The organism is Streptomyces sp. NPDC001709, from assembly GCF_053596375.1.
Genome location: NZ_JBSFGB010000015.1, coordinates 165,522 through 177,368, shown reverse-complemented (window position 1 = coordinate 177,368; position 11,847 = coordinate 165,522). Strand labels below are relative to the sequence as shown.

General features: G+C 69.9%; 10 protein-coding genes. 8 read left to right on the top strand and 2 right to left on the bottom strand.

Annotated features, from left to right (window positions below; genetic code table 11):
- Window positions 1-34 precede the first annotated feature (34 nt).
- From ACWC0C_RS22945 to ACWC0C_RS22910, 8 genes are all read left to right on the top strand, one after another.
- Window positions 35-919, top strand: a complete 885-nt coding sequence (locus ACWC0C_RS22945) for a sigma-70 family RNA polymerase sigma factor (protein WP_450865497.1) — start codon at window positions 35-37, stop codon at window positions 917-919.
- A gap of 145 nt (window positions 920-1,064) precedes the next feature.
- A complete protein-coding gene (locus ACWC0C_RS22940; RefSeq protein WP_450865496.1) occupies window positions 1,065-2,657 on the top strand; it encodes a tryptophan halogenase family protein in 1,593 nt (530 codons plus the stop codon).
- A gap of 25 nt (window positions 2,658-2,682) precedes the next feature.
- On the top strand, window positions 2,683-3,282 hold the full coding sequence (locus tag ACWC0C_RS22935; RefSeq protein ID WP_450865494.1) for a flavin reductase family protein: 600 nt from the start codon (window positions 2,683-2,685) through the stop codon (window positions 3,280-3,282).
- A 2-nt stretch (window positions 3,283-3,284) separates the two neighbouring features.
- Entirely contained in the window at window positions 3,285-4,355 is a 1,071-nt protein-coding gene (locus ACWC0C_RS22930; protein WP_450865493.1) for an LLM class flavin-dependent oxidoreductase, read from the top strand.
- A gap of 23 nt (window positions 4,356-4,378) precedes the next feature.
- Window positions 4,379-6,112: a non-ribosomal peptide synthetase gene (locus tag ACWC0C_RS22925; RefSeq protein WP_450865491.1), complete on the top strand. Its 1,734-nt coding sequence runs from the start codon at window positions 4,379-4,381 to the stop codon at window positions 6,110-6,112.
- A 49-nt stretch (window positions 6,113-6,161) separates the two neighbouring features.
- The gene (locus tag ACWC0C_RS22920; protein ID WP_450865490.1) at window positions 6,162-7,373 is read left to right on the top strand and encodes a cytochrome P450; all 1,212 of its coding nucleotides are present in this window, start codon (window positions 6,162-6,164) and stop codon (window positions 7,371-7,373) included.
- Window positions 7,374-7,412: 39 nt separating this feature from the next.
- A complete protein-coding gene (locus ACWC0C_RS22915) occupies window positions 7,413-8,756 on the top strand; it encodes an FAD-dependent oxidoreductase (protein ID WP_450865489.1) in 1,344 nt (447 codons plus the stop codon).
- A 67-nt stretch (window positions 8,757-8,823) separates the two neighbouring features.
- Window positions 8,824-9,150 (top strand): antibiotic biosynthesis monooxygenase family protein, encoded by a 327-nt coding sequence (locus ACWC0C_RS22910; protein ID WP_449194965.1) that lies wholly within the window; start codon window positions 8,824-8,826, stop codon window positions 9,148-9,150.
- A gap of 19 nt (window positions 9,151-9,169) precedes the next feature.
- On the opposite strand, the gene ACWC0C_RS22905 is transcribed toward ACWC0C_RS22910, so the two are convergent.
- Together ACWC0C_RS22905 and ACWC0C_RS22900 are read right to left on the bottom strand one after the other, a co-directional pair.
- Window positions 9,170-10,195 (bottom strand): isocitrate/isopropylmalate dehydrogenase family protein, encoded by a 1,026-nt coding sequence (locus ACWC0C_RS22905; RefSeq protein ID WP_450865487.1) that lies wholly within the window; start codon window positions 10,193-10,195, stop codon window positions 9,170-9,172.
- Between the two features lie 107 nt (window positions 10,196-10,302).
- On the bottom strand, window positions 10,303-11,847 hold the full coding sequence (locus ACWC0C_RS22900) for a TRAFAC clade GTPase domain-containing protein (RefSeq protein WP_450865486.1): 1,545 nt from the start codon (window positions 11,845-11,847) through the stop codon (window positions 10,303-10,305).

Sequence of the window (11,847 nt, the reverse complement as noted above, 5' to 3'; positions counted from 1 at the left end):
GAGTACGACGGACCATGAACCGGAAAGGTGACCGATGGACCAGCGCCAATCCCTGGCAGATTCCTTCGAGGAGAACCGCAGCGCCCTTCTCGGACTCTCCTACCGCATGCTCGGCTCCCACGAGGAGGCGGAAGACGCGGTGCAGGAGACCTGGCTGCGGTTGGAACGCGCCGACATCAAGGCCGTGCGGAACCTGCCGGGCTGGCTCCGCACGGTCACCTCCCGCATCTGCCTCGACTTGCTGCGCAGTCGGCGCGCGGGGTGCGAGGAATGCTGGGACGGTGACCTCGCGCCGGCCACTGCGGCTTCCGGCGAGGGCGACCCCGAGCACGAGGCGCTCGAAGCCGAGTCGGTAGGCCTCGCGCTTCTCGTCGTCCTCAACACCCTCAGCCCTGCCGAGCGGGTCGCGTTCGTGCTGCACGACATGTTCGGCGTGCCGTTCGACGAGATCGGCGGGATTCTGGACCGCAGCCAGGCGACCGCCAAGAAACTGGCCAGCCGCGCCCGGCAGAAGGTGCGGACGCCCCGGGAGCGGCACTTGGTGGAGGCGGACCGGCACCGCGAGGTCGTGGCGGCCTTCCAGATCGCGGCGTGCACCGGTGACACCGGGATCATCGCCGCCCTTCTCGCGCCGGACGTGGTGCGGCGCGCCGATGCGGCGGCCCTGCCCCCGGACCGCCCGGTCACGGCGTGCGGTGTCACCGCCGTCGTCCGTGAGATCAGCCGGTTCGGGCGTGCCGCACGGCACTCCGAACCCGCCGTGATAAACGGCCGTGTCGGCCTGCTCGTGGCCCCAGGGGGCCGTCTCCGGCTCGCCGTGTGCTTCAGCATCGAGAACGGCCTGGTGAAGGAATACGAGCTGGTCGCGGAGCCTGCTCGGCTCAGGCGTCTGCGGATCAGGCTGCTTCCCGAACCGTGAGCGCGGCCCGACACTGCGCCGTCCGTCCGGCCGGGCGTAGAGCGTCTTTCGTAAATCTTTTTCCGCCGCACGACCCTGCCGTGGCCCGTGCAAGATTCTGCGTGCAACGTCCAAGGATCTGGCCGCACCCACCAGGACGGAAATCATGATCAAGGACATAGTGATCGTCGGCGGCGGCACAGCCGGCTGGATGACCGCCACATACCTCAAGGCGAGCTTCGGTGACCGACTGTCTGTCACGCTCGTGGAGTCGAAGGCCGTTTCGACGATCGGCGTAGGAGAGGCCACCTTCAGCACGGTGCGGAACTTCTTCCGGCACCTCGGGCTGAGCGAGCCGGAGTGGATGCCGCGCTGTCACGCCTCGTACAAGCTGGCCATCCGGTTCGAGAACTGGAGGGAGAAAGGCCATCACTTCTACCACCCCTTCGAGCGTCCGCGCGTAGTAGACGGTGTCTCGCTCGCCGACTGGTGGCTGCACGAGGGCCCGAGCGACCGCTTCGACCAGGACTGCTCGGTGCTGGCCGCGCTGTGCGACGCCAAGCGCTCGCCCCGCCGGCTCGACGGCGACCTGTTCGAGGAGGCCTTCGAGACCGGGGAGGAACGGGACATGGCCCGCGCGATCCCCGAGGGCCACGGGACGCAGTTCCCCTACGCCTACCACTTCGACGCCACCCTGCTCGCCCAGTTCCTCAGTGAGTACGGAGTGGAACGCGGGGTGCGCCACGTCCAGGACGACGTCCTCGATGTGCGTCTCGACCAGGACGGCTGGATCTCCGATGTGCTGACCAAGGACCACGGGGCGATCAGCGGCGAACTGTTCGTCGACTGCACCGGCTTCCGCGGGCTGCTGCTGAACAAGGCCCTGGGCGTGCCGTTCGTCTCCTACCAGGAGTCCCTGCCCAACGACAGTGCGGTGGCCCTGCGTGTCCCCGTGGACGTCGCGGCTCGCGGCATGCGGCCGTGCACGACGGCCACGGCACAGGACGCCGGCTGGATCTGGACCATCCCCCTGCTCGACCGGATCGGCACCGGCTACGTCTACTCCAGCGCCTACACCACGCCCGAGGAGGCGGAACGCACACTGCGTGCGTTCATCGGGCCGGAGGCGGCCGACCTGTCCGCCAACCACATCAAGATGCGGATCGGCCGCAGCGCCGAGTCCTGGGTGAAGAACTGTGTGGCCATCGGCCTGTCGAGCGGTTTCGTCGAGCCGCTGGAGTCCACCGGGATCTTCTTCATCCAGAACGCCGTGGAGCAACTGGTCAAACGATTCCCCGGCACCCGTGACGACGAGCCGCTGCGGCGATCCTACAACCGCCAGGTCGGCGACGTCATGGACGGCGTCCGAGAGTTCCTCTTCCTGCACTACTACGCCGCCGCCCGGTCGGACAACGCGTACTGGCGGGACGCGAAGACCCGCACGATGCCCGACGGCCTGGCCGAACGCCTCGAACAGTGGCGGGTCACGCTGCCGGACGAGAACTCCGTCTTCCCACGCTTCCACGGCTTCGAACCGTACTCGTACACGGCCATGATCCTGGGACTCGGCGGACTCGACGTCCGGCCGCTGCCCGCGCTCGGCCGGCTGGACGCGACCGCGGCGCGCCACGAGTTCCAGCGCGTACGCGCCCAGGCCTCGGCGTTGATCGACCGGTTGCCCGGTCAGTACGAGTACCTCGTCCACCAAGCCGCCGGCTTCGACGGCACCATGGCCGGGCGCCTCGTGCCCAGCGCCTGACGGCATGCCAGGAGGTGCCTCCACCATGCCCATACCCATGGCGGGGGCCGACGGCCGCACCGCGGCCGAGCCGGTCTCCGCAACCGCGTTCAGAACACTGATGGCGGCCTTCCCGGCCGGAGTCGCGGTCGTGACCGCCGCCGACGAAGACGGACAGCAGTACGGCATGACCTGCACCGCCGTCTCCAGCGTGTCGGTCAGCCCGCCCACGCTGCTGGTCTGCATACAGCACTCCAGCCGCACCCTCGCCGTCCTCACCAGAACCGGCAGCTTCGCCGTGAACCTGCTGGGCGACCAGGCCCGCGCGGTCGCCGAACTGTTCGCCAGTCGGGGTCCGGACCGCTTCGAGCACGTGGCGTGGGCTGCGCGGCCGGGCTGCGGCGGGCCGCATCTCGAACATGACGCGCACTCCGTCGCCGACTGCAGGGTCACGGGTTCGGTGACCGTCGCTGATCACGTCGTCGTGTTCGGCGAGGTCTTCAGGGTCACCGCCGAGGACGATGCACGGCCGCGCCCGCTGGTCTACGGAATGCGCGAGTACTGGTCCCTCGGTCACACCGGTGCCGCGCCGGAACACCTCGCCCCCTTGCTGGGCCCATCAGCGAACCCGGACACGGAGAGGTAGAAATGACGAGCTATGGGATATCACTGCTGCCGGACACCCACCCGCGGCAGCGCAGCGCCAAGGACTACTACACCAACCTGCTGACGGTGTCCGAGCTGTCCGAGGACCTCGGGCTCGACTACGTCAAGATGACCGAGCACTACCTGCACTCCTATGGCGGGTACTGCCCTGACCCACTCGCCTTCCTGTCGGCCGTCGCGGCCCGCACCAGCAGGATCCGGCTGATGACGGGGGGCATCCAGGCCTCCTTCCACCACCCGATCCAGCTCGCGGCGCGTACCGCTCAGCTCGACGCGCTCAGTGGCGGCCGACTGGACGTCGGCTTCGCGCGTGCCTTCCTGCCCTACGAGTTCGACTCCTTCGGCATCGACATGGACAGCAGCACGGAGCGCTTCCGGGCCACCGTCGACGCCGTGGTCCGGCTGTGGACCGAAGCCGACGTGAGCGAGGACACGCCCTTCTTCCGCTACCGGGAGGCGAATTCCCTGCCGCCGGCGATCCAGGACCCGCATCCCCCCGTCTGGGCCGCCGCGCTCCTCACCCCCTCCAGCTTCGAGTGGATCGGGGACTCCGGCCACAACCTCCTGATCGCTTCGGCGCCCAGCCGTGAGCAGGTGGGCCAGGTCCGCGAGATGATCGAGCTGTACCGCAGCAGGTTCGTCGCGGCACCGAAGAACGCCGGAAAGCAGCCCCGGGTCGCCATCAGCGTCGCCCTGTACCTGGCGGACTCGGACGAGGAAGCGGTGGAGCAGGGCACCGCAGCGCTGCGTCGGCACTGGGACACGTTCGGCTCGGCCGCGGCCGCGTGGCGCAGCCGTACGTCCACGTCGTACCAGGGGTACCGCGAGGCCATGGTGGACAAGCACCGGGCCGGCCCGAGCGAGGCCGCCGGCCTGGCAGTGATCGGCTCGCCCGAGAGCGCGGTCGAGCAACTGCGGCAGATCGAGCGCGACCTCGGGACGGACATCGTTCTCTTCCAGCTCGACTACGGCCAGCAGCCCCTGGAGACGATGGAGCGGAGCCTGAAGCTGTTCGCGTCCGAGGTCCGCCCCCACCTGGGCGGGACACGGTGACCCGGAGGCCGGTCGGCCGCACGGTGCCTGAGTTGTTCGAGGCGCAGGCGGCCCGGACTCCGGACGCGCCGGCGGTCCTGTACAAGGACACCTCGCTCACCTACCGCGCGCTCAACCAGCGCGCCAACCGGCTGGCCCGGCTGCTGATCGACCGGGGCGTGGGCCCGGACCGCCTGGTCGCGCTCGCCGTGCCACGCTCCCCCGAGCTGGTGGTGGCGCTGCTGGCGATCCTCAAGGCGGGCGGCGCCTATCTGCCCCTCGACCCCCGCTATCCCGCGGCGCGCAAGGCGTTCATGGTCCAGGACGCCGCCCCCCGGTTACTCGTGCGTGCCGGCGCGCGCTCGGCCGAGGGAGTGGAGCTGGACGAGATCGTGCTCGACTCCGAGGCGTGCGCCGAGGCCTGTTCCCGGTACGGCGGCGCGGACGTGCGCAACGCGGAGCGCCCGGAACCGCTGTCGGACCTGCACCTGATGTACGTGATCTACACCTCCGGTTCCACCGGGACACCGAAGGGCGTCGCGGTCACGCACGAGGGCGTCGCCGACCTGGTCGCCACCCAGGCCGACCGGTTCCGGCCGGCTCCCGGCGACCGGGTGCTGGCCTGGGCCTCGATCAGCTTCGACGCGGGATTCTGGGACATCGCGCTCGCCCTGTTGCACGGGGCCACCCTGGTCGTGGCGGACGATGAGGACCTGCTCCCGGGCGACGCACTGCACGAGACCCTGGCCAAGTACGAGATCGACCACGTGGTGCTTCCGCCGGCCGCGCTGAGCGTCACGGACAGCCAGGGAGTGCTGTCCGGCGGCACGATCATGTCGACGGGTGACGCCTGCACCCCGGCGCTGGTGCGTACCTGGGCAGCGGGCCGGCGCATGTTCAACGGCTATGGCCCCACCGAGGTGACCGTCGGCTGCACCATCGCCGGCCCGATCACGGAGGCGGACGGCGTCGGTATCGGTGTCCCGTGGACCGGGACGCGGGTCCACGTGCTCGACGAGCACCTGCGGCCCGTGGCCGACGGCGAGGAGGGCGAGCTGTACCTGGCGGGCACCGGGCTGGCCCGCGGCTACGTGGGCCGTCCGGGGCTGACCGCGGCGCGGTTCCTGCCCGACCCCTTCGGGCCGCCCGGCAGCCGCATGTACCGCTCGGGCGACCGGGGCCGACGGGACGCCGACGGCCGCTTCCACTTCGCCGGGCGGGCCGACGGACAGGTGAAACTGCGGGGATTCCGCGTCGAACTGGGCGAGATCGAGGCCTTCCTCACCGAGCAGCCGGACGTCGATCTGGCCGCGGTGGTCGTCGAGGGAGAACTCGCCGACGCCCGGCTGGTGGCGTACACCACCGCCCGTCCCGGCACCGTCGTCGATGCCTCCGGCCTGCGGGATCGGCTGGCCGCCGCCCTTCCGGAGTTCATGGTGCCGACGCGCATCGAGGTACTCGACGCCTTTCCCACGCTGCCCAACGGAAAGATCGACCGAAGCGCCCTGGCGGGCAGGGGCGGCACCGCCGCGCAGCAGCGGACCGGCACCTCTCAGGAGCCGCGCTCGCCGGAGGACCGGCTGTACGACATGGTCGCCCGGCTGCTCGACCTGCCGAAGGCCGATCCGGAGGCGAACTTCTTCGACCTCGGCGGCAATTCCCTGCTCGCCGGCCGGCTGATCGGCTCGCTGCGCGAGGAACTGGGCGTGCGCGTGCCCATCCGGGTGGTTCTCGGGGCGCGCGACCTGCGGGAGATCGCACAGTCCCTGAACGGGTGACACACCGAGGAAGGCCGCACCGGGGACCGCAGGCCCCGTGCGGCAAGGAATGGAGAGTTCCGTGACTGAACAGCTGGTCCACTTCCCGATCCTGAAAGAGCCGGCCTGCCCCTTCGATCCGGCACCCGCCCTGCGCACGCTCGGCGACCCCGTCCGGGTCAGGCTCTGGGACGACAGCACCCCGTGGCTCGTCACCGGTTACGACCTCGGACGCAAGCTCCTGGTGGATCCCCGGGTCAGTGCCGACTCGACAAGGCCCGGCTATCCGCACTTCGACCTGGGCAGCCGAGAGCGGCGCAAGGACGGGCGCTCGTTCGTCGCCATAGACGACCCCGAGCACGCCCGCCAGCGCCGCATGGTCTCGTCGCCGTTCGCCATCCGGAACATCGAGGCGCTCAGGGGCGATGTCACCGACATCGTCAACGGACTCATCGACGACCTTCTCGCCGGGCCCAACCCGGCCGACCTCGTCAGCCGGTTCGCCTTTCCCACCTCAACCCAGGTCATCTGCCGGATGCTCGGGGTGCCGTACGCCGACCACGAGTTCTTCCAGGAACAGAGCACTCTGATGCTGCACCGGGACAGCTCGCCCGAGATGGTGGTAGGCGCTCAGGAGGCGCTGCGCGGGTATCTCGGGGAACTGATCGACCAGCAGACGAAGGAGCCTGCGGACGGCCTGATCTCCTCGGTGATCGAGACGCAGGTGCGCACCGGCGCGCTGAGCCCCGAGCAGCTGTCGTACATCTCCATGACACTGCTGGTCGCCGGGCTGGAGACCACCGGGAACATGATCGCCCTGGGCACGCTGGCCCTGCTGCGCAACCCCGACCAGCTGGCGCTCCTGCGGGAGACCGAGGACCAGTCGCTGATCAACAGCGCGGTCGACGAGTTGCTGCGCTATCTCAACATCTCGCACTCCGGCCGCCGGCGCGTGGCCACGGAGGACATCACCATCGGGGACGTCACCATCCGCGCCGGGGAGGGGATCATCCTCGCCAGCGAACTGGCCAACCGGGACCCGGAGAACTTCCCCGAACCCGACCGCCTGGACATCACCCGTGACGCCCAGCACCATCTGGCCTTCGGCTTCGGCCCTCACCACTGCCTCGGCCGCCCGCTGGCCACCCTCGAACTGCAGGTGGTGTACGGCACGCTCTACCGACGCATCCCCACTCTGCGCCTCGCCATCGATTTCACGGACGTCCCGTTCAAGTACGACGGTGTGGCCTACGGCGTCCGTGAGCTTCCGGTGGCCTGGTAGCCGGACCCCGTGTCCGCCCTGTCTCAGGAGGAGCCAATCATGCGCGACTCGCGCACGTCCGTACCGGCGGCGAGCAGCGGCATCGTGGTGGTCGGGGCCGGGTTGGCCGGTCCGGTCGCCGCGATCTACCTGGCCCGGCGGTTCGGCCGGGTCACTGTTCTGGAACGGCATGCGGACCCCCGGCACATACCGGCCGGGCAGGGCCGGTCCCTCATGGTGATCCTCTCGGACCGCGGGTGGCGCGTGCTGCGCGAACTCGGCCTGGAAGAAGCCGTGCGCCAGATCTGTGCCCCGCTCGCGGCCCGGTGCGGTCATCTGCCGGACGGCAGCACCGTGGTGACCCCCTACAGCCGTGACGGAGCGCCGATCTGGGCGGTCGAACGACATCGGCTGCACCGCCTCCTTCTGGACGCGGCCGAGGCCGAGCCGGGCGTGAGCCTTCATTTCGAGCGCCCGGTCCTCGCCGTCGACCTGGAGGCACCGGCCCTTCTGGTGCGGGCGGGTACGGCCGAGCGGTGGATCCCGTGCCGGCACGTCCTCGGTTGCGACGGCGTCCACTCGGTGGTCCGTGCCGCCCTGGTCGCGAGGGGTGCTCATGAGCAGGTGAGCACCCTTGAGCTGGCCTATCAGGAGATCGTCCTGGACCTGCCCTCCTGTGACCGCGGGCTCATGCACTACTGGCCGGCCGGTGACGCCCTCTTCGGGGCCTTCCCGCTGGTCTCCTCCCGGCTGTTCGCGGGTTCGGTGTTCTTCCGGAACGAGGGTCCCCGGCCCTCCTACGCCGCCGCGGTCGGCGGCCGCGCGCTGGCCCGGCAGTTCGCCGACGTCTTTCCAGGCCTGGCCGCCGGCATCCCGGACCTGGAGGAGCAGCTGGGGACCAAGCCGGTCTCCACCGTGCGGCTCACTCGGTGCGACACGTGGGCCTCGGGTGGCCGCGCTGTGCTCGTCGGCGACTCCTGCCATGCCATGGCCCCCTTCATGGGGCAGGGCATGAACTGTGCTTTCGAGGACGTCCGCACGCTGGTGAACTGCCTGGACCGGGAGGGTGACTGGCAGCAGGCGTTCGCGGCGTACGAGCGGATCCGGAAGGGAGACGGCGACGCGATCGCCGACATCTCCTACCAGCACTACCGGACGATGTCCCGTCTGCCGGACCCCCGGCACGAGGCCGAGGAGACTGTGGCCCGACGGTTGGTGGCCCTGATGCCGGACCGGTTCGTTCCGCTCTACGAGCGCTGCGCGTTCAGCGAGGAGAGCTACAGTTCGGCGCTCGCCGAGGAGCGCAGGCTGCGGGAACTCGCCCGGCGGATCCTCAGGCGGCACGGCTCCACCGCCGTCGACCTGCCTGATCAGCAACTACGTGCGTCCGTACTGGCTCGGTGAGCGGCGACGTGCACCAGCTGTGTTCATACAAGTGTGTTCGTGTAAGAGGGAATTGCCGGGAGGCACAGTGATTCTGGTCGCGTTCAGGTCGCGTTTCTCCGAGCAGGTCGACGACGCGTACGGAACAACGGAAGAGCACCTGGCAAAGAAGGTGCGCGAGATGGCCGGCGACGACCTCGTCCATCTCAAGAACTATGTGGCCGAGGACGGCGAGCGTCTGGCTCTGGTGTGGTGGCGCAACCCCGAGACCCTGGAGAAGTGGCGCAACGACCCCGAGCACCAGGACGCCCAGCGGCTTGGCCGCGACAAGTGGTACGAGTTCTTCGAGCTCAGCGTCGCCGAGGTCGTCCGCACCAGTTCCAGCAAGGGCCCCGAGGAGTACCCGGCCGCCTGAGCGAGGTGCCGCCCGCCCCTCACAGCAGGGCGAGCACCGCGCGGGTCACCTGCCGGGTGCTCAGCGAGCCTCCGAGGTCCGGGGTGACCCGCCCGGCCGCGATCGATCCGGCGACCGCCGCCTCGACCGCGGCCGCTTCGGACGCGTATCCCAGATGCCGGATCAGCATCCCGGTCGTGAGCAGACACGCGAAGGGGTTCGCGATGCCCTTCCCCGCGATGTCCGGGGCCGAGCCGTGCACCGGTTCGAACAGTCCGAACCCCGTCTCGGGGTTGATACTCGCCGACGGCGCGAGACCGATCCCGCCGGCCAGCGCGGCCGCCAGGTCGCTGAGAATATCGCCGTACGAGTTGCTCGCCACGATGACGTCGAAGCGGTCCGGTTCCGTGACGAGCTTCATCGCGGCGGCATCGATGTAGAGGTGCCGGGTGGCCGTTGCGGGGTGGCGTTCCGTGGTTCGCCGCCAGCACTCCTGCCACAGCCGGCCGCCGGCCCGTACCGCATTGGCCTTGTCCACCAGGCACACCTCGCGGCGGGCCGTGGCGAACGCGAAGTCCAGGATCCTGGAGACGCCATGCCACGTGTTCACGTCCGCGTCGATGGCCACCTCCTGCGGCGAGGACGTACGGAGGTTGCCGCCGATGCCGCTGTAGAGCCCCTCGGTGTTCTCGCGGACGATCACGCAGTCGAGCATGCGGCGCGCCGGGTCCCGCAGCGGGCTGAGCCGGTCGTGCCACAACCGAACCGGTCGGCAGTTCGCGTACAGGTCGAAGCTGTGCCGCAGACGCAGCAGAACACCGCGAACGTAGTCGGTCTCCTCCAGGTCGGGCTGTCCGATGGCCCCCAGCAGGACGGCGGAACCCGCGGATACGCGTGACAGATCCGCCTCACTCAGCGCTTGGCCCTCGCGGCGATAACGGTTCGCGTCGACGTGGTCGAGGACATCCACCGACAGACCGGTACCGAGCGCGTCCAGCACCTGGAGCGCGGATTCGACGACCTCGGGACCGACGCCGTCGCCGGGGATGACAGTGATGGAATCCAACGGGTCACCTTTTCTGGAGCGCACATGGCCAGGCTAGGTGCCCTACGTTCACCGACATCCGGTTCTGTCACTGTTCATTCGCCGTCACGTGCAGGTGAGAAGCCTCCTCACTCGCGCAGACACCACCCGACGAAAGCCGCGATACTCGGGTCCACCCGCGCCTGATCGTCCGCCACCGCCGCCGTGCAGAAGAACCGGACCTCGCCGAACTCCAGGTCCATCGTCTTCACCAGATTCCGCAGCCCCAGCCGTTCGCACAGCCACTCGCGGGCCGTGTCGCTGTCGTCCGGGCGGTCGGGCAGCAGAGCCGGCTGCCCGGTCAGCAGGTCTCTCTTGGTGACGGCGACGGCGAGCCGGGCCTTGTCGAGGCGGGTGCCCATCGTGCGTACGGTCTGCACCGAGCGCGCGAACACGTCCTCCGGGTCGACCGTCGAGGCCAGCGTGCGGTCCACCTTCGGGCCCGCCGGGTCGAGGCGGGTCCAGAACGCGTCCACGGCCATCGGGTCGAGGACGAAGACGAAGGTGCGGGCCTCCCGGGTGTAGCGCAGCGCGTCGGTCTCCTCGCGGTTGACGAAACGCTCGCCGGCCGTGTCGAAGATGTGCACCAGGCGCTCCGCCCGGCCGGTGCCGAGCACGAACGAATGGGCTCGGGGCAGCGTCTTCTGGGTGGGGCGGGTGTGGCCCTGGATCTCCAGGACCTCGTTCAGCACGCGCTGGTTGGCACTCGACTCGGGGTCCGCGAGCCGGATCGCCGGCCCGCCGTTCTCCGCCGCGTTCTCCAGCGACTTCACCATCGCCGCCATCAGCTGTGTCTTGCCCGCGGCCCGGCCGCCGATCAGCGGCAGGATCAGCTCGGGCATGTGTCCGGCGTCCGGGTTCATCGGTTTGCCGCAGTGCTCGTGTACGCAATGGCCGCTCAGCCGGGCGTCCGCGCTCATCAGCATCAGCAGGGTCGGTATCCGCTCGCCGCAGGCGCACCGGCGCCGGAAGAGGCCGAAGGTGCCGGGGCGGATGTCGGCGTGCCGGCGTCGGCAGGTCGCGCGGGGGCAGTCGTACGCCGGATAGGGGACGCGTTCGAAGCAGCTCGGGCACAGCATGCCCCGGGGCAGCCCGCGCAGGATCATCACTGCGCGGTCGGTGGCCCGCAGGGTGAGCGCCGTCAGCCGGGCGCCGGCCGTCAGCAGGGCCACGCCGAGCGCCTGCACGCCGAGGAGCAGGCCCAGCACCGGTACCGCGACGGCGGCGCCGAGGCCGAGGCCCGCATAGAGGGTCAGGCCGTACGGGACCGAGGCGGACCGGTGCACGGAGGGTGCGGTGAACTGGCGGGCGGTCACCCGGCGGTAGGCGTCGGTGACCGTGCGGACGTACAACCGCCGTCCCTGGGTGACAAGTTGACGCAGGTCGCGGCTGGCGGGGCCGAAGAAGTAGTTGCGGTGGGCCAGTTCGTCGGCGGGGCGGTACGGCGGGATGGTCACGAACTCGGGGGTGCGCAGGCGTAACACGCCGTTGAGCAACTGGCAGTAGCGCCACACCAGTTCACTGACCAGGGCGACCCCGCGCAAGGCCGCGATCGTGGGGGCGAAGACCAGGTAGAGCAGGAGCAGGGCGAGGTAGACCGTTGGGACGAGGACGAAGATCAGGATGTCGGCCAT

Excerpts from the sequence above, each read along its gene's own strand:
- ACWC0C_RS22935 (WP_450865494.1), top strand. The coding sequence starts at position 2,683 with ATGCCCATACCCATGGCGGGGGCCGACGGCCGCACCGCGGCCGAGCCG.
- ACWC0C_RS22945 (WP_450865497.1), top strand. The coding sequence starts at position 35 with ATGGACCAGCGCCAATCCCTGGCAGATTCCTTCGAGGAGAACCGCAGC.
- ACWC0C_RS22915 (WP_450865489.1), top strand. The coding sequence starts at position 7,413 with ATGCGCGACTCGCGCACGTCCGTACCGGCGGCGAGCAGCGGCATCGTG.
- ACWC0C_RS22900 (WP_450865486.1), bottom strand. The coding sequence starts at position 11,847 with ATGGCCGACATCCTGATCTTCGTCCTCGTCCCAACGGTCTACCTCGCC.
- ACWC0C_RS22920 (WP_450865490.1), top strand. The coding sequence starts at position 6,162 with ATGGAGAGTTCCGTGACTGAACAGCTGGTCCACTTCCCGATCCTGAAA.
- ACWC0C_RS22940 (WP_450865496.1), top strand. The coding sequence starts at position 1,065 with ATGATCAAGGACATAGTGATCGTCGGCGGCGGCACAGCCGGCTGGATG.
- ACWC0C_RS22930 (WP_450865493.1), top strand. The coding sequence starts at position 3,285 with ATGACGAGCTATGGGATATCACTGCTGCCGGACACCCACCCGCGGCAG.